The sequence below is a fragment of the Microbacterium nanhaiense genome, from assembly GCF_014646015.1.
Classification (GTDB): Bacteria; Actinomycetota; Actinomycetes; order Actinomycetales; family Microbacteriaceae; genus Microbacterium; species Microbacterium nanhaiense.
On sequence record NZ_BMMQ01000007.1, the window covers coordinates 163185 to 185978 of the forward strand.

Annotated in this window: 25 protein-coding genes; 18 read left to right on the forward strand and 7 right to left on the reverse strand. The window is 69.8% G+C overall.

Annotated features, from left to right (window positions below):
• Positions 1 to 132 precede the first annotated feature (132 nt).
• Together IEX05_RS11835 and IEX05_RS11840 are read left to right on the forward strand one after the other, a co-directional pair.
• On the forward strand, positions 133 to 975 hold the full coding sequence (locus tag IEX05_RS11835) for an alpha/beta fold hydrolase (protein WP_188702130.1): 843 nt from the start codon (positions 133 to 135) through the stop codon (positions 973 to 975).
• A 121-nt stretch (positions 976 to 1096) separates the two neighbouring features.
• Positions 1097 to 2863, forward strand: a complete 1767-nt coding sequence (locus tag IEX05_RS11840) for an HNH endonuclease signature motif containing protein (RefSeq protein WP_188702131.1) — start codon at positions 1097 to 1099, stop codon at positions 2861 to 2863.
• A 914-nt stretch (positions 2864 to 3777) separates the two neighbouring features.
• Here IEX05_RS11840 and IEX05_RS11845 read toward each other — a convergent pair.
• Positions 3778 to 4215: an SRPBCC family protein gene (locus IEX05_RS11845; RefSeq protein WP_188702133.1), complete on the reverse strand. Its 438-nt coding sequence runs from the start codon at positions 4213 to 4215 to the stop codon at positions 3778 to 3780.
• Between the two features lie 113 nt (positions 4216 to 4328).
• Positions 4329 to 4886 carry a MarR family winged helix-turn-helix transcriptional regulator gene (locus IEX05_RS11850; RefSeq protein ID WP_229661284.1) on the reverse strand — a complete coding sequence of 186 codons (558 nt, stop codon included), beginning with the start codon at positions 4884 to 4886 and terminating at the stop codon, positions 4329 to 4331.
• Between the two features lie 76 nt (positions 4887 to 4962).
• On the opposite strand from IEX05_RS11850, the gene idi reads away from it, so the two are divergent.
• From idi to IEX05_RS11895, 9 genes are read left to right on the forward strand one after another with little or no spacing between them, the layout of a single operon-like run.
• Positions 4963 to 5541 (forward strand): isopentenyl-diphosphate Delta-isomerase, encoded by a 579-nt coding sequence (gene idi / locus IEX05_RS11855; RefSeq protein WP_188702135.1) that lies wholly within the window; start codon positions 4963 to 4965, stop codon positions 5539 to 5541.
• Positions 5541 to 6587 (forward strand): polyprenyl synthetase family protein, encoded by a 1047-nt coding sequence (locus IEX05_RS11860; protein WP_188702137.1) that lies wholly within the window; start codon positions 5541 to 5543, stop codon positions 6585 to 6587. The genes idi and IEX05_RS11860 overlap by 1 nt, the downstream gene beginning before the upstream one ends.
• Entirely contained in the window at positions 6584 to 7450 is an 867-nt protein-coding gene (locus tag IEX05_RS11865; protein ID WP_188702139.1) for a phytoene/squalene synthase family protein, read from the forward strand. Before IEX05_RS11860 ends, IEX05_RS11865 begins: the two co-directional genes overlap by 4 nt.
• Positions 7447 to 8976 carry a phytoene desaturase family protein gene (gene crtI, locus IEX05_RS11870; protein ID WP_188702142.1) on the forward strand — a complete coding sequence of 510 codons (1530 nt, stop codon included), beginning with the start codon at positions 7447 to 7449 and terminating at the stop codon, positions 8974 to 8976. The genes IEX05_RS11865 and crtI overlap by 4 nt, the downstream gene beginning before the upstream one ends.
• Positions 8973 to 9308, forward strand: coding sequence for a lycopene cyclase domain-containing protein (locus IEX05_RS11875; RefSeq protein WP_188702145.1), 336 nt, complete (start codon positions 8973 to 8975; stop codon positions 9306 to 9308). Before crtI ends, IEX05_RS11875 begins: the two co-directional genes overlap by 4 nt.
• Positions 9305 to 9607: a lycopene cyclase domain-containing protein gene (locus tag IEX05_RS11880; RefSeq protein WP_188702147.1), complete on the forward strand. Its 303-nt coding sequence runs from the start codon at positions 9305 to 9307 to the stop codon at positions 9605 to 9607. Before IEX05_RS11875 ends, IEX05_RS11880 begins: the two co-directional genes overlap by 4 nt.
• The gene (locus tag IEX05_RS11885) at positions 9597 to 10457 is read left to right on the forward strand and encodes a prenyltransferase (protein ID WP_188702149.1); all 861 of its coding nucleotides are present in this window, start codon (positions 9597 to 9599) and stop codon (positions 10455 to 10457) included. The genes IEX05_RS11880 and IEX05_RS11885 overlap by 11 nt, the downstream gene beginning before the upstream one ends.
• A gap of 14 nt (positions 10458 to 10471) precedes the next feature.
• Positions 10472 to 11641: a ferrochelatase gene (locus IEX05_RS11890; protein WP_188702151.1), complete on the forward strand. Its 1170-nt coding sequence runs from the start codon at positions 10472 to 10474 to the stop codon at positions 11639 to 11641.
• On the forward strand, positions 11638 to 12999 hold the full coding sequence (locus IEX05_RS11895) for a cryptochrome/photolyase family protein (protein ID WP_188702152.1): 1362 nt from the start codon (positions 11638 to 11640) through the stop codon (positions 12997 to 12999). Before IEX05_RS11890 ends, IEX05_RS11895 begins: the two co-directional genes overlap by 4 nt.
• On the opposite strand, the gene IEX05_RS11900 is transcribed toward IEX05_RS11895, so the two are convergent.
• On the reverse strand, positions 12972 to 14069 hold the full coding sequence (locus IEX05_RS11900; protein WP_188702155.1) for a carboxylate-amine ligase: 1098 nt from the start codon (positions 14067 to 14069) through the stop codon (positions 12972 to 12974). The genes IEX05_RS11895 and IEX05_RS11900 overlap by 28 nt on opposite strands.
• Before the next feature lie 145 nt (positions 14070 to 14214).
• Here IEX05_RS11900 and IEX05_RS11905 point away from each other — a divergent pair, with 145 nt between their 5' ends.
• Both IEX05_RS11905 and IEX05_RS11910 read left to right on the forward strand, forming a co-directional pair.
• Positions 14215 to 14751 carry a DUF488 domain-containing protein gene (locus tag IEX05_RS11905; protein ID WP_188702157.1) on the forward strand — a complete coding sequence of 179 codons (537 nt, stop codon included), beginning with the start codon at positions 14215 to 14217 and terminating at the stop codon, positions 14749 to 14751.
• Positions 14752 to 14867: 116 nt separating this feature from the next.
• Positions 14868 to 15131: a DUF6458 family protein gene (locus tag IEX05_RS11910; protein WP_188702158.1), complete on the forward strand. Its 264-nt coding sequence runs from the start codon at positions 14868 to 14870 to the stop codon at positions 15129 to 15131.
• Positions 15132 to 15144: 13 nt separating this feature from the next.
• Here IEX05_RS11910 and IEX05_RS11915 read toward each other — a convergent pair whose 3' ends face one another.
• From IEX05_RS11915 to IEX05_RS11925, 3 genes are read right to left on the reverse strand one after another with little or no spacing between them, the layout of a single operon-like run.
• Positions 15145 to 15537, reverse strand: coding sequence for a DUF1304 domain-containing protein (locus tag IEX05_RS11915; protein ID WP_188702160.1), 393 nt, complete (start codon positions 15535 to 15537; stop codon positions 15145 to 15147).
• 20 nt (positions 15538 to 15557) lie between these two features.
• The gene (locus tag IEX05_RS11920) at positions 15558 to 16403 is read right to left on the reverse strand and encodes an NAD-dependent epimerase/dehydratase family protein (RefSeq protein ID WP_188702162.1); all 846 of its coding nucleotides are present in this window, start codon (positions 16401 to 16403) and stop codon (positions 15558 to 15560) included.
• Positions 16404 to 16459: 56 nt separating this feature from the next.
• Positions 16460 to 17335: a helix-turn-helix transcriptional regulator gene (locus IEX05_RS11925; RefSeq protein ID WP_188702164.1), complete on the reverse strand. Its 876-nt coding sequence runs from the start codon at positions 17333 to 17335 to the stop codon at positions 16460 to 16462.
• 102 nt (positions 17336 to 17437) lie between these two features.
• On the opposite strand from IEX05_RS11925, the gene IEX05_RS11930 reads away from it, so the two are divergent.
• The 5 genes from IEX05_RS11930 (at position 17438) to IEX05_RS11950 (ending at position 21733) form a co-directional block, all read left to right on the forward strand.
• Complete coding sequence (locus IEX05_RS11930) at positions 17438 to 18655, forward strand: multidrug effflux MFS transporter (protein ID WP_188702166.1); 1218 nt, start codon at positions 17438 to 17440, stop codon at positions 18653 to 18655.
• A gap of 29 nt (positions 18656 to 18684) precedes the next feature.
• Positions 18685 to 19707 carry a zinc-dependent alcohol dehydrogenase family protein gene (locus IEX05_RS11935; protein WP_188702167.1) on the forward strand — a complete coding sequence of 341 codons (1023 nt, stop codon included), beginning with the start codon at positions 18685 to 18687 and terminating at the stop codon, positions 19705 to 19707.
• Between the two features lie 10 nt (positions 19708 to 19717).
• Positions 19718 to 20143, forward strand: a complete 426-nt coding sequence (locus tag IEX05_RS11940) for a cupin domain-containing protein (protein ID WP_188702169.1) — start codon at positions 19718 to 19720, stop codon at positions 20141 to 20143.
• Between the two features lie 109 nt (positions 20144 to 20252).
• Positions 20253 to 21014 (forward strand): sulfite exporter TauE/SafE family protein, encoded by a 762-nt coding sequence (locus IEX05_RS11945; protein ID WP_188702171.1) that lies wholly within the window; start codon positions 20253 to 20255, stop codon positions 21012 to 21014.
• Between the two features lie 182 nt (positions 21015 to 21196).
• On the forward strand, positions 21197 to 21733 hold the full coding sequence (locus IEX05_RS11950; protein ID WP_229661285.1) for a type 1 glutamine amidotransferase domain-containing protein: 537 nt from the start codon (positions 21197 to 21199) through the stop codon (positions 21731 to 21733).
• An 81-nt stretch (positions 21734 to 21814) separates the two neighbouring features.
• Here the strand turns inward: IEX05_RS11950 and nrdF are convergent, their stop codons facing one another.
• Entirely contained in the window at positions 21815 to 22789 is a 975-nt protein-coding gene (gene nrdF, locus IEX05_RS11955; protein ID WP_188702176.1) for a class 1b ribonucleoside-diphosphate reductase subunit beta, read from the reverse strand.
• Positions 22790 to 22794 lie beyond the last annotated feature (5 nt).

Sequence of the window (22794 nt, forward strand, 5' to 3'; positions counted from 1 at the left end):
GCGAGGCGCGGATCCTTCCGAGTTTCGTGATTTTTCCGATTCTCGTGCGGCCCCAGGGGTGGTGTTCGTTCTCTAGTGTGGTGCGTGGCAGGAGTGAACGGCCGATCTCACCTCGAGCAAAAGGACCGCACCATGGGTTACATCACCGTCGGAACCGAGAACACCACCCCCATCGAGCTCTACTACGAGGATCAGGGATCCGGCCAGCCGGTCGTTCTGATCCACGGCTACCCGCTCAACGGCCACAGCTGGGAGCGCCAGACCCGCGAACTGCTCGACCGCGGCTACCGCGTGATCACCTACGACCGCCGCGGATTCGGCCAGTCGTCGAAGGTGAGCACGGGATACGACTACGACACCTTCGCGGCCGACCTCAACACGGTGCTCGAGACCCTCGACCTGCGCGACGTCGTGCTGGTCGGCTTCTCGATGGGAACGGGCGAGCTCGCCCGCTACGTCGCGCGCTACGGCCACGAGCGCGTCGCGAAGCTCGCCTTCCTCGCCTCGCTCGAGCCCTTCCTCGTGCAGCGCGACGACAACCCCGAGGGCGTGCCGCAGGAGGTCTTCGACGGCATCGCCGCCGCGGCCAAGGGCGACCGGTACGCGTGGTTCACGCAGTTCTACAACGACTTCTACAACCTCGACGAGAACCTCGGTGAGCGCATCAGCCAGGAGGTCGTGACGGCCAACTGGAACCTCTCCGTCACGAGCGCCCCGGTCGCCGCGTACGCCGTGGTTCCCACGTGGATCGAGGACTTCCGGGGCGACGTCGAGGCCGTGCGCGAGGCGGGCAAGCCGACGCTCATCCTGCACGGAACGAAGGACAACATCCTGCCGATCGACGCGACGGGGCGCCGCTTCCACCGGGCCGTCCCCGCGGCCGAGTACGTCGAGGTGGAGGGCGCGCCCCACGGGCTGCTCTGGACGCATGCCGACGAGGTCAACGCCGCCCTCGTGAGCTTCCTCGCGAAGTAGCTCCGGGCCGGGTGCGCCGGATCCATGTGGGTCCGGGCACCCGTTCCTGCGCCGCATTTTTCTTCGATTTTTCTTCTCGGGGCACGCTTCGTTTGTCGGTGGTTGTTTCTAGCGTAGAAACATGACCACAGGCGCCGCTTCCTCGCTCACCGGGCTCGACCCGGTAGAGCGCATGGTCACGGCCCTGCTCGTGGGCGACATCGCCCGCTACGACCGGGCCATCGCCCGCCTCGAAGCGCTCAAGGCCCGCAGCCTCACCCGCCTCGCCGGCGTCGCCCACGCGTCCGGGGAACGCTCCCCGAACCGCGATGGCATCGACTACGCCCGCCGCGCCATGGCCGCGGACATCGCCGCCGCCACCCATACGCATCCCGTCGCCGCGAAACACGCGATGGAAGACGCCGAGACCCTCACCCTGCGGTTCCCGGCGACGTTCGACGCGCTCGCCGGTGGCACGATCTCCGCGAAGCACGCACGGGTGATCACCGAGGCCGGGGGCGCGCTTCACCCGGACGCGCGGGCGGCGTTCGACTCTGCCACGGTTCCGGTTGCGGAGACCATGACGCCGGGGGAGCTGTCTCGGGTGGCGAAGAAACGTGCCGCGGAGATGGCCGACCTCTCACCCCGGGAACGACACCAGCGGGCCCGGGAGCGACGGTTCGTATCGATCACCGACCTCGACGACGGAATGAGCACCCTCCGGGTGAACGGGCCATCCCTGGAAGTGCATGCCGTGTATGACCGGTTGACGAAGCTCGCGAAGATCGTCAAACACGACCGGGCCGGGGTACGGGAACAGTACCGGCGGGCGGTCGGGCATCCGATCGGGGCGGAGTGTGCGGCGGAGGGGTGTGCGTGCCGGGAAGTGCGGGGCTCCCGCGCGGCCGGCGTCGATACCTCCAGCAGCGGGGCCGACGACGCCGTCGCCGACGGCGGGGCGCCCACGGGTTCTTCGAGCGCGGCGGGGATGAGCGGGAGAGCGAGCCTCGACGGCACGAACACGGCCCACGCGGGCACGAGTGACATCGGAACGGACGGTGAAGCAGCGGACAGCTCGGGAACACCCGTCACCGCGGGCGCTCTCACCCCGGAGGCGGTGACGGCCGCAACCGATCACCGTAGCCTCGACCAGCTCCGCACCGACTTGTTCATCGACCTCCTCCTCGGCGCCGAACCCACCGGACACGACCTCCACCGCGCCGGCACCACCGAAACCCTCACCCACATCCGCGCCGAGGTGCAGATCACGATCCCCGCGACCATGATCCTCAACCCCGACGACGGGACCGCCTGGCTCGACGCCGGAACCCTCATCTCCCCCGACACCGCACGACACCTCGCCGGTACCTCCCTTGGTTGGGACAGGCTCTTCTACCGGCCAGACACCGGCATCGTCGAACACATCGACCACTACCGGCCCACCGCCTGGCAGAAACGCGCCCTCATCGGACGAGACCTCACCTGCCGATTCCCCGGCTGCACCACACCCGCACGCCGCACCGACATCGACCACACCCACGCCTTCGCCGAAGGCGGCCGAACGACGATGTCCAACCTCGCCTGCCTCTGCGAGGCACACCACGTCATGAAACATCAGTCCGACTGGCAGATGAAGCAACTTGACGACGGGGTCATCGAGTGGACGAGTCCGTCCGGGTACTCCTACGAGACCGAGCCACCGAGCCGGGTGTTCTTCCGGGAAGAGCCCACAACGGAACCCGCATCGGCATCAACATCACCACCGTCGGCAGCACCGTCGCCGCGACAGTCACAGTCACAGTCACAGCCACAGTCACAGCCACAGCCACAGCCACAGCCACAGCCACAGCCACAGCCACAGCCACAGTCACAGTCACAGTCACAGTCACAGTCACCAGCATCACCGTGACCGTCAGCATCAGCATCACCACCCGCGTCAACATCACCACCAGCGTCAGCACCGCCGTCGCCATCAGCCCCACCGCCGAATCACATGTGGGACCCCTCGATTGAAGACTCAAGCGACCCTGCGGACCCACCNTCCGGAGCAGTCGGCACGATCGAAGTAACCGCCGGTCTGTTCCCGGTACGACTTTCCTCTCCTTGCCGGCGTGGGAGGCGGTCGCTCCTGCGGAGAATCACGCCACGCCAGAGACAGCTCGCCTGCGCCCGCGCCGCTGGCAGCAGGCAAGAGCTAATGTCCAACCGGTAGCGCGTTGCCCGGCAACTGCCAATAGCAATCGACACCCGGTAAGCCCAGGATGCCGACCGTCGGCCGGCACTTGGTGTCTCAACCTCGAACCCCACCGCACAGCATCGACCAACCTGCTCCCGGCATCAGACACCCGGCACCGGGTATCCGGGCACCCGGGCGTCCGGCGCCCTGCACCGGACCTCCGGAACCCTGCACCGGGCCTCCATAACCCGGTATCCGGCGCAGTACTCGACAACCGACACCCAGCACACGACATCCACCGCAGAACCCGCGACGCTGCCAGGTGCGACACGCGACACGCGGTATCCGACATCCGGGATCCAGCGCAGCCCCCGCCGAGCAACCAGCACTCGGCATTCGACGCCTGGCACGCGCCATCCGGCACGCAACCCAGCACGGGAGAAAGTCCCCGCCGACCCCTGACCGCGAGCAAGAACGCACACTCGCCACGACCGCCCCCGCAGAGGTGACTACCTCGACCTACGTCGCAACGACACCCGGCGCGGCGCCTCGATCGAGCCCCTCACCCCGTGCCGCCGCGAAGCAACGCGCCCAGACGCCACCCGCACCGCTCAGCTCACACGTAGCGCGCGACGCAACTCACCCCGTCACGCAGTCGCGATCTTCGCGAGTTCGTCGATGAACCCTTCCCACCCCGCGATGAGGCCCGCCTTCTGCTCGTCCGTGAATCCGGGCGCCTCCTGCGCGAAACGCACCCGCGTGCCGCCGGCGAACTCCGTCAGCTCAACCTCGACCCGCGCCCGTTCGGGGTTCGCCGGTTCGTCGGTGATGGTGAACACGAAGCGCTCGCTCGGCGACACCTCGACAACCTCGCCGGCCCAGTCGATCGTTCCGCCGCCGGGGAGCACCATCTGTGCGGCCCAATTCCGCCCCGGCTCCGCCACGAAGTCGAGCGATTCCCGCGGCACCTCGACCTCTGCCCCTCCGAACCAGCGCGCGAAACTGTCGGCGCTCGTCCACGCCGCGAATACCGCGGTCGGTGGCGCGAGGATGTCGCGCTCGATCTCGATGCCGCCTGTCGTCATGCCCGTCATGATGCTCCCTGATGTCGCACGGTCCCCCGAGCAGGATTGTCTCGCACCGCCGACCCCGGCGCCAGAGCGGATCCGCGGCGGGCCCGCAGACGCGAGCGCGCCCCCTACGCCTCGCCGAGCCCCGGCTCGATGCCCTCGGCCGCCCGCGTGAGCGCGTCGAAGAAGCGCAACACGGCGGCGCGATCCTCGCCGGACAGCGACGCAATCGCATCGAAGCGACGCGCGTGGCTGCGCCCCACGGAGGCGCGCGCCGACGCGCTCGTCGACTCCGTCACCTCGATGGCGATGCGGCGCCGATCCGCGGGGTGCGGCAGGCGCCGAATATGACCGCCCGCCTCGAGTCGATCGGTGAGCTTCGTGGTCGCCGCCGGACTGATCCGGAGGTGCGCCGCGATCATGCCGGGGGTCGCGAGGACGCCCTGCCGCTGAGCCGCGATCAGATAGCGCAGCGCCCGCATGTCCTTATCGCCGAGCCGCATGTACTCGCGGGCCTTCTCGCTGAGATCCCGCTCCAACCGGCTCCACGCTCCCATGGCTTCGAGAACCGCGACGACCTGTTCGACATCCTCCGCGCCGAGGTGCCGGTGCGCGACGATCTCGCCCGAGGGATCCATCAATCGCGGATCCACGAGGCTTCGCACCTTCTCGTCATCTTGCGTCACCCCTAGATCTTAATCCATGTTGTAATTCCACTCAGCATACTATTTACTAGGTAAAAGGCTAGAGAGGAGAGGGTTCGTGACACACGTAGAGCGAGTCGTTCTGTTGGACGACGACGGTGCCAGCATCGGAGCGGCAGAGAAAGGGGGTGTACACCACGGCGACACTCCGCTACATCTCGCCTTCTCCTGCTACGTCTTCGACCCGGCGGGCGGCCGTGTGCTCGTCACTCGACGCGCGCTCTCGAAGCGCACCTGGCCCGGCACCTGGACGAACTCGTTCTGTGGGCACCCCCAACCCTTCGAGAACATCGCCGACGCCGTCGCGCGTCGCGCCTCGCACGAACTCGGCATGGAGCTCACCGGCCTCAGGCTCGCCCTGCCCGACTTCCGATACCGCGCGATCGACGCCTCCGGAATCGTCGAGAACGAGATCTGCCCCGTGTACATCGCGACCGCGACGACCGACCCCCTCCCTCACCCCGACGAGGTGATGGATCTCGAGTGGGTGAGCCCGAAAGACCTCCTCGCCGCCGCCCGCGCCACCCCCTGGGCCTTCAGCCCGTGGATGGTCGAGCAGCTCGAGCTCCTCAGCCTCCTCGAGCCCGAGTTCGCCCGCGAACTGCCCGCCGAGCCCGCACTCGAGGGGCAGCCCTGATGTTCGCCAACCCGCAGACCCTCACCGCGGTCGACGACCGCCTCGAGGCCCTGCTCGCCGAGCGGATCGACCGCGCGGAGGCCATGGGCCCCGCGTACCAGCGGCTCTGGATCCGCATTCGGGCCGCGCTCCGCGGCGGCAAGCGGATCCGCCCGCAGCTCCTCCTCCACGCGCACGCCGCGCTCGGCGGGCGCGACGAGGCCGCGGCCGTCTCCGCGGCGGCGGCCGTCGAGCTGCTGCACACCGCGCTCCTCATCCACGACGACATGCTCGACGGCGACCTCGTCCGCCGCGGCGAGACGAACCTCCAGGGTGCCTTCGTCGCGGAGGCTCTCGACGCCGAGTCCTCCGTCGAGGCCTCCACCGCCTGGGGCGGCGCCGCGGGCCTCCTCGCCGGCGACTTGCTCATCAGCGCCGTCCACGCGGTCCTCGCCGAGATCCCTGCTCCCGCGTCCGCGCGCCTCCAATCGATCGTCGATGAGTGCCTCTTCGTCACCGCCGCGGGCGAGTTCGCCGACATCGGCCTGTCCGTGGGAACCCTCGACCCGACGCCCGACGAAATCTCTCGCATGATGCGCAACAAGACCGCCGCATACTCCTTCGCCGCGCCGTTGCGCGCGGGCGGGGCCGTGGCCGGCGCGGACGCCGACACCTGCGCCGACCTCGACGAGATCGGTGGCTCGCTCGGCTTCATCTACCAGCTGCGCGACGACCTTCTGGGGGTCTTCGGATCCGAAGAACTGCTCGGCAAGTCGGTCGACGGCGACCTCCGCGAGGGCAAGCGCACCCTGCTCATCGCCTACGCGGAGGGCACCGACGCCTGGGACGGCGTCCGCCACCTGTTCGGCAGGCGCTCGCTCGACGCCGACGACGCGCAGCTCATGCGCGACGCGCTGATCGACAGCGGCGCCAGGTCCCGCGCCGAGCTTCTCCTCGCGCGGCGGCGCGACGAGTGCGTCGAACGGATCCAGCGTTCGAGCCTCCCCTCACGCCTCCGTGACGAGCTCACGCGGCTCGCGCATCGCTGCGCGGAGCGGGAATCATGACCGGCCTCGAGCTCTACACGGGGACCGCCCGCGGTTCCTCGGCGCGCGTCATCGGGGCGTACTCGACCTCGTTCGGGCTGGCGAGCCGCCTGCTCACCCGCCCCGTCCGGCGCGCCATCGCCGACATCTATGCCCTCGTGCGGGTTGCCGACGAGATCGTCGATGGCCCGGCCGCGGAGGCCGGTGTCGACGCGCCCGAGCGGCGGCGGATCCTCGACGCGCTCGAACAGGAGACCCTCGCCGCGATGCGACGCGGCTTCAGCGCAAACCTCGTCGTGCACGCCTTCGCGGTCACGGCCCGCGAGGTATCGCTCGAGGAGCATCTCGTCGGCGACTTCTTCGACTCGATGCGCACCGACATCGACCCGCCCGCCACCTTCGACGACGACGCCTTTCGCCGCTACGTGCACGGCTCGGCCGAGGTCGTCGGATCCATGTGTCTCCGCGCCTTCATGCTCGAGGGCGGCGGCGCGGGAACACGCCACCCGGAGGCCGAAGAGGGCGCGCGCCGCCTCGGGGCGGCATTCCAGAAGGTCAACTTCCTCCGCGACCTCGCCGACGACTGCGACCGCCTGGGCCGCAGCTACTTCCCCGGCGTCGACCCCGACCGGTTCACCGACGAACAGAAGAACGCCATCGTCGCCGACATCGACGCCGACCTCGCGGCGGCCCGCCGTGCGCTGCGGCACCTGCCGCGCCGAGCCCGCCGGGCGACGGGCGCCGCGCTCGGCCTCTTCTCCGCGCTCAACCGCCGGCTGGCCGCCGCCCCGGCCGAGCGGATCCGCCGCGAGCGCCTCTCGGTGCCGCGGCGCGCGAAGGCGGCGATCGTGCTCCGCGCGATCGCCGGAAAGGATCCGCGATGAGCGCGCGCTCCATCGTCGTCATCGGCGGCGGGATCTCCGGGCTCGCGACGGCCGCGCTGCTCGCCCGCGACGGGCACGACGTGACCCTGCTCGAGGCCCGCGATGAGATCGGCGGGCGCGCCGGCACCTGGCGCGAGGGCGGATTCACCTTCGACACCGGCCCGTCCTGGTACCTCATGCCCGAGGTGTTCGATCACTTCTTCCGCATGATGGGCACCTCCTCGGCCGAACAGCTCGATCTTGCGCGCCTCGACCCCGGCTACCGCGTGTACTTCGAGGGCGACCCGGCACCGTTCGACCTCCCGGCCGACAACGCGCGCGAGGCGATCATCGGGCTGGATCCGGCGTCCCGCGACGATCTGACGCGCTACTTCGACTCCGCGGCGGACACGTACGCGATGGCGACCAGCCGCTTCCTCTACACGAACTTCGCCTCGCTCGACGGCGTCGCGGACCGCGAGACGCTGCGCCGCCTCCCGAGGCTCGCCCGTCTCCTCGCGCAACCCCTCGACCGTTTCATCGCCGAGCACTCGTCGTCGCGCCGCGTGCAGCAGGTGCTGGGCTACCTCTCGGTGTTCCTCGGCACGTCCCCCGCCGACGCGCCGAGCATGTACCACCTGATGAGTCACCTCGACGTCGACCAGGGCGTGCTCTACCCCCGCGGCGGCTTCGGCGAGATCATCGCCGCCATCGCGCGGCTCGCCGAGCAGAACGGCGTCCGGATCCTCACGGGCCACCGCGCGGCACGCATCCTCGTCGAGGGGAAGAAAACGCGCGGCGTCGAGACGCGCACGCCCGGCGGCGAGCGCAAGGTATTCGCCGCCGACATCGTCGTCTCGACCGCGGACGCGCAGGTCACCGAGCAGCTCCTGCCGCCCCGGGCGCCGCGCCGTAGCGCGCGCTGGTGGCGCCGCCGCAACCCCGGGCCCGGCGCCGTCCTCGCGCTGCTCGGCGTGCGCGGCGAGCTCCCCCAGCTCGCCCACCACACCCTGTTCTTCACGAACGCGTGGGAGGAGGGTTTCGACGCGATCTACGGATCCACGCCGCGGATCCCGGATCCGGCCTCGATCTACGTGTGTCGTCCGAGCGCGAGCGACGACTCCGTCGCGCCCGCGGGGCACGAGAACCTCTTCGTCCTCATCCCGACCCCGGCGGATACCGGCATCGGCGGGGGCGGCGACGAGCGCGTCGAACGCGCCGCGGACGCCGCGATCCGGCAGATCTCGGAGTGGGCCGGGATCCCCGATCTCGAGGAGCGCATCGTCGTGCGCCGCACGATCGGCCCCGCCGACTTCGAGCGCGAGTACGGGTCCTGGCGCGGCGGCGCGATCGGTCCCGCGCACACGCTCCGCCAGAGCGCGATACTCCGCGGCAGCACGCGGGCCCGCGGCATACGCGGCCTGCTGCTCGCGGGGGCGACGACCGTGCCCGGCGTGGGCCTGCCGATGTGTCTCATCAGCGCGGAGCTGGTGCTGAAGCGGGTGCGCGGCGACCGATCCGCGGGTCCGAGCGAGGTTCCCGCATGAGCCTCGTCTACCTCGGTTCGCTCCTCGTCTGCCTCGCCTGCATGATCGCGATCGACGTGCGGTTCCGCCTCTTCCTCGGGCGAGACTGGCGGCGGGCGCTCGTCGTGCTCGCCGTGGGTGTGGCGTTCTTCCTCGCGTGGGATCTCGCGGGGATCGCTCTGGGAATCTTCCTGCGCGGGGACGGGCCGTTCATGACGGGCGTCATGCTCGCGCCGGAGCTTCCGCTCGAGGAGCCGATCTTCCTGCTGTTCCTCTGCGAGGTCACGATGGTGCTCGTCCTGGGAACCCAGCGCCTGTTGCAGGCGCGGGAGCGGAAGGGATCCGGATCGTGACCTACCTCGCGCTCTCGGCCGTTTTCCTCGCGATCGCGGCGGCGGCCGCACTCCTCGCCGTCCGCCGCGGCGAGCGCGTGCCCGCCCTCGCCCTCGTCGCGGGAGGGCTGGCCCTCCTCACGCTGACGGCCGTCTTCGACACCGCCATGATCGCCGCGGGCCTGTTCACCTACACCGACGCGCACCTGATCGGGCCGCGCATCGGCCTCGCCCCCATCGAGGATTTCGCCTACCCTCTGGCCGCCGTCATCATGCTTCCGGCGCTCTGGGCCCGACTGAGGAGGAACGATGATCGGTGAGCTCCTGGCCGCCTCGCGCCCGCTGAGCTGGATCAACACGGCGTTCCCCTTCGCGGCCGCGTACCTGCTCGTGACGGGTCAGGTCGACGCGGCCCTCGTGATCGGCACGATCTTCTTCCTCGTCCCCTACAACTTCGCGATGTATGGGATCAACGACGTCTTCGACTACGCGTCGGACGTCGCGAACCCGCGCAAGGGCGGGGTCGAGGGAGCGCTCCTGGCCCCGAGTCGGCACCGGCTCGTCCTCGTCGGTGCGGCGCTGGCCTGCCTGCCGTTCGTCATCGCGCTCGTCGTGCTGGGCCCGCCCCTGTCGTGGCTCGCCCTCGCGGTGAGTCTGTTCGCGGTCGTCGCGTACTCGGCGCCGCCGTTCCGCTTCAAAGAGATCCCCGTTCTCGACTCGATCACCTCGAGCGTGCACTTCTGCTCGCCCGCGCTCTACGGGATCCTGCTGGCCGGCGAGCTGCCGGGCCTGACCTCGGGAACGATCCTCCTCGCCTTCTTCCTGTGGGGCATGGCGAGCCACGCGTTCGGCGCGGTGCAGGACGTCGTGCCCGACCGCGAGGGCGGGATCGCGTCGATCGCGACCGTGCTCGGTGCGGCCCGGACCGTGCGGCTCGCCCTCGCGCTCTGGACCCTCGCGGGCGCCCTCATGCTCACGACCGGCTGGCCGGGCGCCTGGGCGGCGCTCCTCGCCATCCCCTACCTACTCGCCGCGGGGCCCTTCGCGCGCATCTCCGACGAGAAGTCGGGGCGCGCGAACCGCGGCTGGCGCCACTTCCTCTGGATCAACTACCTCTGCGGCTTCCTGGTGACGATGCTCCTCATCGGGTACGCGCTCACGACCGCCTAGACATGGAGAAGAACATGACTTCCGTCCCCCACGCCTCCCCCGCCTCCACCTCCGGTGCGCCCTTCGCGACCGCACCGCAGGCGTACGACGGCATCCTCCTCGCGGGCTTCGGCGGCCCCGAGGGCCAGGACGACGTGATCCCGTTCCTGCGCAACGTCACCCGCGGGCGGGGGATCCCCGACGAGCGCCTCGAGGAGGTCGCGCACCACTACCGGCACTTCGGCGGCGTCAGCCCCATCAACGCGCAGAACCGCGCACTGAAGGCCGCGATCGAGGCCGAGCTGGCGACGCGCGGCATCGATCTGCCCGTGTACTGGGGCAACCGCAACTGGGAGCCCTACCTCTCCGACGCGGTCCTAGAGGCGGCCGGATCCGGAGACACCCGCCTGCTCGCCCTGGCGACGAGCGCGTACAGCTCGTTCTCGAGCTGCCGCCAGTACCGCGAGGACTTCGCGCGCGTGCTCGAGGAGACCGAGCTCGCCGGAACCGTCACGATCGACAAGATCCGCCAGTTCTTCGACCACCCGGGTTTCGTCGAGTCGTTCGTGGAGAGCATCGCCCGCGCTCTCGCGGAGTTCGCCGTCGACGGCGTGCCCCCGGAGCGGATGCGGGTCCTGTTCACGACCCATTCGATCCCCACCACTGACGCCGAGCGCTCCGGGCCCCGCGACCGCGACTTCGGCCCCGGCGGCGCATACGAGGCGCAGCACCTCGCCGTCGGCGCGGAGGTGATGCGGCGCGTCGCGGCCCGCGACGACCGCTTCGCCGACGTCGCCTGGGAGCTCGTCTACCAGTCGCGTTCGGGCCCCGCCTCGCAGCCGTGGCTGGAGCCCGACATCTGCGACCGCATCGAGCAGCTTCCGGGCGAGGGCGTGGGCGCGATCGCGATCTCGCCGATCGGCTTCGTCAGCGATCACATGGAGGTGATGTGGGATCTCGACACCGAGGCGCTCGAGGCGGCCGCCGAGGCCGGGATCCGCGCGGTGCGCACGGCGACCCCGGGCGCGGATCCGCTCTTCGTCGCCGGAATCGTCGACCTCATCGAAGAACGCATCGCCGCTGTCGACCCGGATCAGCGTCCCGCGGCGACGACGCTCGGCCCCTGGTTCGACGTCTGCCGCCCGGCCTGCTGCGAGAACGTGCGCGCGGGCTTCAAGCCCGCCGCGGCGGGCGTCGCGCCATGACGCCGAGCATCGTCTGGTTCCGCGACGACCTGCGCGTCGCGGACCATCCGGCGCTCTCGGCGGCCGTCGCGCGCGGCGGTCCGGTCGTGGCGCTCTTCGTGCTCGACGAGCACACCGCGGGCATCCGTCCGCTCGGCGGTGCCGCGCGCTGGTGGCTGCATCACAGCCTCGCGGCGCTCGCCGAGCGCCTGGACGGGCTCGGGATCCCGCTCGTGCTGCGGCGGGGCGGCGCGGAGCAGGTCGTCGTCGAGCTCGCGGACGACACGGGCGCCGATGCCGTCTTCTGGAACCGGCGCTACGGCGGGCCGGAGCGCGCCGTCGACGCGCGCATCAAGGCGCGCCTGCGCGGATCCGGCCGCGCGGCGACCTCCTTCGCGGCTTCGCTCCTCTTCGAGCCGTGGACGATCGCGACGGGATCCGGCACCCCCTACAGCGTGTTCACGCCGTTCTGGAAGGCGTGCCTGCGCGCGCCCGTGCCGCGCCGGCCGCTGCCGGATCCGCCCGCCGCCGATGCGCGCGCGGGCACCATCTCTTCCGAGGCGCTCGCGGACCTCGCGCTCCTGCCGCGGGATCCCGACTGGTCGGGCGGCCTCGCCGAGACGTGGCGGCCCGGCGAAGCACACGCACGGGCGGCGCTCGATGACTTCGTGCGCGGCGGGCTCGACGACTACGAGAAGGCCCGGGACGAGCCCGCGGCCGGCTCGACCTCGCTGCTCTCGCCGCGATTGCGATGGGGCGAACTGAGCCCGCACGAGGTGTGGCATGCGGTCGCGGGCGCGCCCGGCGCCGGAGGGTTCCTCTCGGAGCTCGGCTGGCGCGAGTTCGCCTGGCACACCCTGTTCCGCTTCCCGGAGCTCGCGAGCGGCAATCTCCGCCCTGAGTTCGACCACTTCCCGTGGGGTCCGGCCGACGACCCCGCCGTGCGCGCCTGGCAGCGAGGACGTACCGGTGTGCCGCTCGTCGACGCGGGAATGCGCGAACTGTGGCACACGGGACACATGCACAACCGCGTGCGTATGGTGACGGCGTCCTTCCTCGTGAAGAACCTGCTGATCAACTGGCGCGTGGGCGAGGCGTGGTTCTGGGACACCCTCGTCGACGCCGACGCGGCCAGCAACCCGTTCAATTGGCAGTGGGTCGCCGGATCCGGTGCCGACGCGGCGCCCTACTTCCGGATCTTCAACCCGCTCCTGCAGCAGAAACGGTTCGACCCTCAGGGGATCTACACGGCGAGCTGGGCACCCGACAGCGGTGGCACGCCGATCGTCGACCTCGCGGAGAGCCGGCGCGCGGCCCTCGATGCGTTGCAGGAGATGAAGCGGGTGGCGTCTCAGGGCGCGGCGTCCTCCACCGCATAGTCGAGGATCTCCGGGGCGACGACGTCTTCGAGGCGGCCGCTCTCCGCGTAGCGTTCGTGCTGCTGGTCGGCGCCCGTGCCGCGCGTCAGGATCGTCTCGACGCCCGCACGCACGCGCTCCTCGTCGCCCGCGACCGCGAGACCCGGCGCGGCATGCTCGAGCATCGCGGCGAGCGCGTCGCGCGCCGGCTTCGGCGTCATCCCGGCCAGCGGATCCAGCAGCTCGCCCCGCACGCCCGAGAGCGCCGCGCGGCCGTTCGCGAGGCGCAGGACGCGGTCGGCGCACTCGATCGGCGGGCGTCCCTCGCGCCACTCGGCGACGGCAGTCTCGACGAGTCCCCGGTACAACGCCGCGATCGTCACGGCGTCCTCCTCGTTCAGACAAACGTCGCACACGCGGACCTCCACGGTCGGCGCGTGCCGCGACAGCCGCGCGTCGAAGTAGAGCATGCCCGGGTCGAGCAGAGCGCCCGTTGCGAGGACCTGCTCCTCGTGTTCGCGATAGGCCTCGAGCGAGCCGAACACCGGGTTCGGCCCCGCCGACGGCCAGAAGCCCCAGATCCGGTGCCGGTACGAGGCGTGGCCGCTGTCCTCGCCCCGCCAGAACGGCGAGTTCGTGCTGAGCGCGAGCAGGGCCGGCAGCCATACGCGAATCCGGTCGAGCACGGCGACGCCCTCCTCCGGGGAGTCGACCGCGACGTGCACATGCATCCCGCAGACGAGCGCCTCGCTCACGGGGCGCCCGAACTGGCGCACGATCGTCTCGACGCGCGCCGCGGGCGACACGTGCGGCGTGACCGGCACGGGCGAGGTCGCGAACGCGACCGCCCGGGCGCCGGCACCGCGCGCGGCGATGTCGGCGCGGATCCGGCCACGCGAGATCGCGTCGGCCACCTCGTCGATCGTCTCGCAGGGCGGGGTGACCACCTCGAGCATCTCCTGCTGCAACTCCTGCTCGAGCACCGGGCGTTCCCACCCCGACTGCCATTCGAGGATCTCCGGTGCGACGGCCGCGGGCCGCCCCGCCTCGTCGACCAGGAGCAGTTCCTCTTCAACTCCGAGAGTTCTCATGGATCCATTTCCGCACATCCGGCGCCATCGCCCGGGGGTCTTGACAACGGCGCCGACATCGATGATTCAATGGACGCCACGAGCCGGGAGTGCACCATGACCGAACGATTCGCCGCCCATCTGGACGGCGCGCCGCGCCGCAGCGATGTCTGAGCCGGTCTTCACGATCGGCCATTCCACGCGGCCCCTCGACGACTTCCTCGCTCTGCTCGCCGCAAGCGAGATCGATGTCGTCGTCGATGTGAGAAAACTTCCCGGATCGCGCCGCTACCCGCACTTCGACGCCGACGCGCTCTCTGGCTCCCTCCGGGAGGCGGGAATCGCGTACGAGCGGATCCCGTCGCTGACGGGTCGCCGGCCCGTCAGCCGAGATGTCCCGTTCGAGACGAACGCCTGGTGGCAGAACCGCAGCTTCCACAACTACGCCGACCACGCGCTCTCCTCCGAGTTTCGCGAGGGGCTGGCGGGTCTCCGAGCGGCCAGCGCCGAGCGCCGGATCGCGCTGATGTGCTCGGAGGCCGTGTGGTGGCGGTGTCACCGCCGGATCATCGCCGACCAGCTCTTGGCGCACGGCGCGGAGGTCCGGCACATCCTCGGAGAGGATCACACCGACGCGGCAACGCTCAGCGCGGGCGCCGTCGTCGGACCCGGTCGGCTGGTCACCTACCCCGCGGACCCGTAGCGCCCTACTCCCCGTCCCCGCCACTGTCAACGCCCCTGCCGCGACGGTGCGAACGCACCATCATCGACAGGAGCCGGCCCGACCCGGGCGCGGCGCACCGAGCGGAAGGACGCATCATGGGCATCGGAACAGGAATCGCACTCATCGCGATCGGCGCGATCGTGGCCTTCGCCGTGAACGTCGACCTGGGCGGTACCGTCGATCTCGACCTCATCGGCTACATCCTCATGATCGCGGGCGCGGTCGTGTTCCTCATCAGCCTCGTGCTCGTCCTGCGGCGCCGAAGCACGGTGACGCAGCAGCGCGTCAGTACCGACCCGGCGAGCGGCGAGCAGATCGCGACGCGCCGCACGACCGACAACGGCGAGCCGATGGCCTGATCGGCCGCGGCCGTCAGGCGAGGGCCAGGCCCACGCCGAGCGCAATCACGGCAAGGAGCGGGAGCGTTCCCTGCGTGACGGCCGCCCGGCGCTTGTCCGGCGCCGAGAGGAACAGAACGAGCGCCGCGGCGAGCATGGATCCCGCGCCCGCGAAGACGAGCGCGTGCCCCACCGCCGCGTGCTCGCTCGCGAGCGCCACCGCGATGCCGACGGCCGTCACGATCGCCAAAAACAGGTTGTAGAAGCCCTGGTTGAACGCGAGCGACTTCGTCACCTGCGCCTCGTCCTCGGTCGTGCCGAACGTCTTCCGGCCCCGCGGCGCCGTCCAGAGGAACACCTCGAGAACGAAGATGTACACGTGGAGCACGGCGGCGAGCGCGGCGAGGACGAGGCCTGCAATGATCATGGTGTTCTGCTTTCTGAGGATTAGGCGTGGTCGCGCCAGGAGTGTGCCGGCTCGTACCCGAGCAGGCGGCGAGCCTTGTCGATCGACAGCAGCGTTTCGTTGTCGCCGATGGGCCTCTTCAACGGTACGTCGGGGAAGACCTCCGCGAGGAGTTCCGCGTTGGGGCGGGTCATCACCGTGTCGGCCGCGGCGATGATGAACTGGTCGAAGCCGGCCGGCGCCTGCTCGAGCGCCCTCTCGATCGCCTGCGCGCCATCCCGCGCGTCGATGTACCCCCACAGGTTCCACTTGCGGGCCCGCGCGTCGTCGTCGAAGGCGCCGAACGCCTCGTAGTCCTCGGGCACCATCACGTTCGAGAAGCGCAGTGCCGTGATCGACAGATCGGGATACCAGCGCACGAGTTCATCGGCCATGCGCTCTTCGAGCGTCTTCACGAGCGAGTAGACGCTCTCGGGCCGCGGAGCGTACTCCTCGTCCACCGGCGCGTACGGCGGGTCGATGTCGAACGGCAGGCCGAGCACTGTCTCGCTGGACGCGTAGACGATCTTCCGGATCCCGAGCCGCACCGCGGCCCAGAACACGTTGAAGGTCGCCGTCATGTTGTTGTGGAACGTCGCGACCTCGCTGCGGATCCCCGGGGCGGGGATGGCGCCCAGGTGGACGACGGCGTGGACCGGTTCGCCGCGATCACCGCCGCTTCCCAAGGCATCGATGACCTGACCGTAGTCGGTCAGCTCAACCTGCAGGAAGCCGCTTCCGCGGGCCCCGATGGCGTCCAATCCCAGGACCTCGTGCCCGGCAGCGCGCAACTCGCGCGCTACGACCGTGCCGAGCTTGCCGCTGTATCCCGTCAGTGCGATTCGCATGTGTCAAGAATGACACGAACGCGGGGCGGCATGGCGTCCGCGGCGGGACCGCGACCTCAAGTCGTGGCAGCCTGCGCCGGATGCTCCGCTTCCCAGGAGGCGAGCAGGACGAGGCGCTCGGCGGATGCCGACCCGGGCTCGGCCGTGTATATGAGCATCCTCGTCCCGGGATCGGCGGTGATGGCGAACTCTTCGTAGACGAGTGTGAGCTCCCCCACGATCGGATGGCGGAAGCGCTTGGTACCTGCGCCGTGGGTGCGGACGTTATGCGCGCCCCAGAGCGTGCGGAACGTGTCGCTGCGTGTGGAGAGCTCGCCCACCAGATCTTGCAGGGCGCGGTTGTGCGGGTCGCGACCCGCGGCGGCGCGCATGTTCGCCACGCACATCTCGGCGAACAGATCCCAGTCCGGATAGAACTCGCGCGACGCCGGGTCGAGGAACTGGAAGCGGGCCAGGTTCGGGGTGCGTCCACCGTCGCCGATGATGCCCGAGTAGAAGGCGCGCCCGAGAGCGTTCGTGGCGAGCACATCGGTCTGGGCGTTGCTGACGACCGCGATGCCGGTCGTGATCGACTCGACCGCCCACAGCAGTGACGGCCGGGCCGCCTGCGTGGTGCCGGCCTTGCGGCGAGCGCGCCCCGAGGTCGGGATGCCGTCGGCGGCACGGGCGAGGTCGAGCAGGTGCGACCGCTCGGCGTCGTCGAGTTGCAGAGCATCGCTGATCGCATCGAGCACGGCGGCGGAGGCTCCGGCGATCGCGCCGCGCTCCAGCTTGCCGTAGTACTCGACGCTCACGTCGGCGAGCATCGCCACCTCGGCGCGGCGCAGGCCCGGCACGCGCCGGTTGCCTCCAGCCGCCAGCCCGGCCTGTTCCGGCGAGAGCTTCGCGCGCCGCGACATCAAGAACTCGCGGACCTCTGATCGATTGTCCATGCCCACCAGGTTATGGAACCGCGAGGCCGCCTGGGGTGCCCTGCCAGTACACCTCTCGTCAGGGTATCCCTGTGCACGCGAGAAGGCGGTCTACTGGGATCCATGACCGCCACCCTCGCCGCCACCGCATCGCCTACGCGCGCCTCGACGCGCCTCGGCGTGCTGCTGATGGTTCTCACCGTGTTCGGCCCCATCTCGATGGACCTCTACCTGCCCGCGCTCCCGGCGCTGACCGACGAGCTCCGCGCGGCAACATCGACGGCGCAGCTGACCGTCACGGCGTGCCTCATCGGTCTCGCCGGCGGGCAGCTCATCGCGGGCCCGCTCTCGGACCGCTTCGGTCGCCGTAGGCCGCTGCTCATCGGCGTGACCGCATACGTCATCGTGTCGGTGCTGTGCGCGATGAGTCCGACCGTGGAACTGCTGGTGCTGGCCCGTCTCGTGCAAGGGCTCTCGGGCGGCGTCGGAATCGTGATCGCCCAGGCGGCCGGACGTGACGTGTACGAGGGCGGTGCGCTCATCCGCTTCTACGGCCGTCTGACGGTGATCGGCGGTCTCGCCGCCGTCGCCGGTCCCCTCCTCGGCGGTGCGCTGACGACAGTCATGGACTGGCGCGGCCTGTTCCTCGTCCTCGCCGGCATCGGCGCGGCGATCCTGCTGTGGGTGGCGCTCGGATTCGGCGAGACCCTCGCGTCCGAGGCCAGGACGACAGGAGGTTTCGGCCGCGTCGCTGCCGACATGCGCGTGCTCTTCTCCGACCGCAGGTTTGTCGGCGCGGTCCTGGTGCAGGGTTGCGTCAACGCCGCGCTATTCGCCTATCTCAGCGGCGCGACGTACGTGCTGCAGGGCGTCTACGGACTGACCCCCTTCCAGTACACGCTGGCCTTCGGGCTGAACTCCGCCGGCTTCGCCCTGTTCGGCTACCTCGCTGGCCGGACGAGCGAGCGGTGGAGCCTGCCCGGCACCCTCATTGTTGGTGTCGTCATGGCCGGTATGGGCGGTCTCGGCCTGTTCACGGCGGGCCTGACCTCTGTGCCGCTCGTCTTCGTGATCGTCTCGCTCCTGCTCCTCGTCGGCGGCACGGCGGTCACGAGCCCGCCGTCCACGACGATCGCGCTCTCCGACTATCCGCAGTTCGCCGGCACGGCCTCGTCGATCCTCGGCGCCGCACGGTTCGCGTTCGGCGGCGCGGTCGCTCCGCTCGTCGGCGTCGCCGGCGCCCTGAACATCCTGCCCCTGGGCATCGTCACCACCGGCAGCGTCGCGCTCGCGGCCCTCGCCGGCCTGGTCTTCCTGGCGCGCCCGCGCCGGGCGTCCTGAACCGTCCCCGAAGAGAAAGAACCATCATCATGCGTGGAGTAGTCATGCACGCGCCCGGAGACATCCGTGTCGACGAGCGCCCCGAACCCGTCATCGAGCTGCCCTCGGACGCGGTCATCCGCGTCACCGCCGCGTGCATCTGCGGCTCCGATCTCTGGCCCTACCGCGGCACGGATCCGGTGACCGAGCCGACCCCGATGGGGCACGAGTACGTCGGCATCGTCGAGCGGATCGGCGACGAGGTGACGACCGTGAAGGTGGGCGACTACGTCGTCGGCTCGTTCTTCGCCTCCGACAACACCTGCGAGATCTGCCGTGCCGGGTACCAGTCCCGCTGCGTGCACAACGTCCCCATGGGATCCCTCGGCACCCAGGCCGAGCGCCTGCGCGTCCCGCTCGCGGACGGCACCCTCGTCGTGGTGCCGGGCGAGCCCACCCCGGAGCAGGTCAGGAGCCTGCTCGCCGCATCCGACGTGCTCGGAACCGGCTGGTTCGCCGCGGACGCCGCGGCGGCCGGCCCCGGGAAGACGGTCGCGGTCGTCGGCGACGGCGCCGTGGGCCTGCTCGGGATCCTCGCCGCGAAGCAGATGGGTGCCGAGCGGATCATCGCGATGTCGCGTCACGCGGACCGGCAATCGCTCGCCCGCGAGTTCGGGGCGACGGACATCGTCACCGAGCGCGGCGACGAGGGCGTGGCGAAGATCAAGGAGCTCACGGGCGGCCTCGGTGCGCACAGCGTCATCGAGGCCGTCGGTACCCAGGAGTCAATGATGCAGGCCATCCGCTCCACCCGCCCCGGTGGGCACGTCGGATACGTCGGCGTTTCCCACGATGTGGAGCTCCCGGGCCTGGAACTGTTCTTCTCCGGCATCCACCTGCACGGCGGCCCCGCCCCGGTGCGCCGATACCTGCCCGAACTAGTCGACCTCATCATGCGGGGCGACATCGACCCCGGCCTCGTCTTCGACCTCACCCTGCCGTTGGAAGAGGCCGCCGAGGGCTATAAGGCGATGGACGAGCGCCGCGCGACCAAGGTCATGCTGACGTTCTGAAAGGAAAGCGATGAGCACCACCTTCAACCAGGCGTTCCCGCAGGGCGAGCCGAACGACGCGTTCGCACAGTACTTCGCGGGGCAGAGCTATCTCGCCCCGCTTGCCGGCGGAAGCGTGCCGGTATCGAACGTGACCTTCGAGCCGCGGTGCCGCAACAACTGGCACATCCATCACGGCGAGGACGGCGGCGGCGACCAGATCCTGCTCTGCACCGCCGGATCCGGCTGGTACCAGGCAGACGGCGAAGCGCCGATCAGCATGACGCCCGGCAGCGTCGTGCGCGTACCTGCCGGCACGAAGCACTGGCACGGGGCGAAGGCCGAATCCTGGTTCAGCCACCTCGCGTTCATCACGCCCGGCGACGGCGTGCGCAATGAATGGCTCGAGCCAGTCGACGACGCGCACTACGCCGCGCTTCCGGCTGACGCCGACTGAGCCGCCCGGTTCGACGTGCTCACGGCCGGCCGTGCCGCTCGCGGCACTCGCGAGTCGGTAACGTGGCTGGGATGGTGCAGAAGACTTCCCGTTGCCCGAAAAGGCAGCCGTGACGTTCGAGACCGTGCTGGCCCTCAGTGCCGTGGCTCTCGTCGCCGGTGCCCTGATCGGGTCGATCGGCATCGGCGGCGTGGTGGTCCCTCCGGCCCTGGTGTTCGCGCTCGGATTCGACCCGCACATCGCGGCGGGGACCAGCAGCTGGAGCTTCCTGTTCACCGGGGTCGCGGGAAGCCTCATCTACATCCGGCGCGGGTTCATGCCGTGGCGCATGGTCATCCTGCTCACCGCGGGGATCATCCCCGCCGCGGTCCTCGGATCCGCCCTCAACTCGCGCATCCCTGATGCAATCGCCATGGTCCCCCTCGCGCTCCTCGCGCTCGCGGCGGGCGGATACCAGCTTCTCTCACCGCGGCCACGCGGGGCCACCGACCGGCGCCTGCCCGCCGCCGGCCTGGTGTGCATCGGCGCCGTGGTGGGCCTCGCGTCGTCGGCGACTGGCACGGGCGGTCCGTTCATCCTGGTGCCGATTCTGCTGTTCCTCGGCGTGCCCGTGGTCACCGCCGTCGCCGCCGCGCAGGTGATCCAGGTGCCCCTCGTGATCTTCGCGAGCGCCGGGTACGCGTTGCACGGAGACGTGGACTTCGCGGCCGGTACTCTCCTGGGCATCGTCGCCATCGTCGGTGTGTATCTCGGTAGCAGGGTGGCGACGCGCGCGCCCGCGAACCGGATCCGCCTCTTCGCCGGCTTGAGCCTGTTCGTGATCGGCGTGGCTCTCCTGATCGTCAACGGCATCGACCTCTTCGCGGGCTAACGAGACGTCCGCCGATGAACCGCATGCTACGCCGCGGGCCGGGAGGAGAGCGAACTTTCCTCCTCATTTCTGTCCCCGGAAAACTCGTAACGCACTGAGGGCATCGAGTTCAAGGGGATCCGCGCGGCACGCCGAGGGATGCAGGGTAGATGGACGCATTCGCCGAATCGAAAGGACACACTATGCGCGCACTCGTCATCACGACCAACTACGGCACGGAGCAGGACGAGCTCCTCAGCCCGGCGAAGGCCCTCAAGGATGCCGGCGCCGAGGTCACCGTCGCCGCAACGGAGGACGCTCCGATCAAGACTCTGGTCTCGGACCAGGACCCCGGCGAGACCCTCGCCCCGGATGCCGCGATCGGAGCCGTCTCGCATCGCGACTTCGACCTGCTCGTCATCCCCGGCGGAACCATCAATGCCGATTCGCTTCGCCTGAACGAGCCTGCGCAGGAGCTCGTGAAGGCATTCGCCGCGGACGGCAAGACGATCGCGGCGATCTGCCACGGCCCGTGGTTGCTCGTGGAGACCGGCCTGGTCTCGGGCAAGCAACTCACCTCGTATGCCAGCGTCGCCACGGACATCCGCAACGCCGGTGGGCTCTGGCACGACCGGGAGCTGGTGACCTGCGAGCACAACGGCTGGACGCTCATCACGTCCCGCTCCCCGCAGGACCTGCCTGCGTTCAACGCCGCACTCACCGAGCTGGCCCAGGCCTGACACGCAGCGAGCCCCGGAGCTGCACGGGAGTGCAGTTCCGGGGCTCGTACGCGCCGTTTCGACGGTCAGTGGCTCTGGGGCTTAGAAGTCCCAGTCGTCGTCCTCGGTGGCCTCAGCCTTACCGATGACGTAGCTGGATCCGGAGCCCGAGAAGAAGTCGTGGTTCTCGTCGGCGTTGGGCGAGAGGGCCGACAGGATCGCCGGGTTTACGTTCGTCGTCTCGGCCGGGAACATGGCCTCGTAACCGAGGTTCATGAGGGCCTTGTTGGCGTTGTAGTGCAGGAACTTCTTCACGTCCTCGGTCAGGCCGACCGAATCGTAGAGGTCCTGCGTGTACTGCACCTCGTTCTCGTAGAGCTCGAAGAGCAGGTTGAACGTGTAGTCCTTGAGCTCCTGACGGCGCTCCTCGGTCTCGTTCTCGAGCCCCTTCTGGAACTTGTAGCCGATGTAGTAGCCGTGCACGGCCTCGTCGCGAATGATGAGGCGGATCAGGTCGGCCGTGTTCGTGAGCTTCGCGTGCGACGACCAGTACATGGGCAGGTAGAACCCCGAGTAGAACAGGAACGACTCGAGCAGCGTCGAGGCGACCTTGCGCTTCTGCGGGTCGTCGCCACGGTAGTAGTCCATGACGATCTTGGCCTTCTTCTGAAGGTTCGGGTTCTCGATCGACCAGCGGAACGCGGCGTCGATCTCGGGCGTCGAGGCGAGCGTCGAGAAGATGCTCGAGTACGACTTCGCGTGCACCGACTCCATGAACGCGATGTTCGTGTAGACGGCCTCCTCGTGCGGCGTGACCGCATCCGGGATCAGCGACACGGCGCCCACGGTGCCCTGGATCGTGTCGAGCAGCGTCAGGCCCGTGAAGACCCGCATCGTCAGCAGCTTCTCCTCGTCGGTGAGCGTCGCCCACGACTGGATGTCGTTCGACAGCGGCACCTTCTCGGGCAGCCAGAAGTTGCTCGTGAGGCGGTTCCACACCTCGACGTCCTTGTCATCCTGGATACGGTTCCAGTTGATGGCCTGGACGTGATCCAGGAGCTGGAGCTTCTCAGTCATTCTCT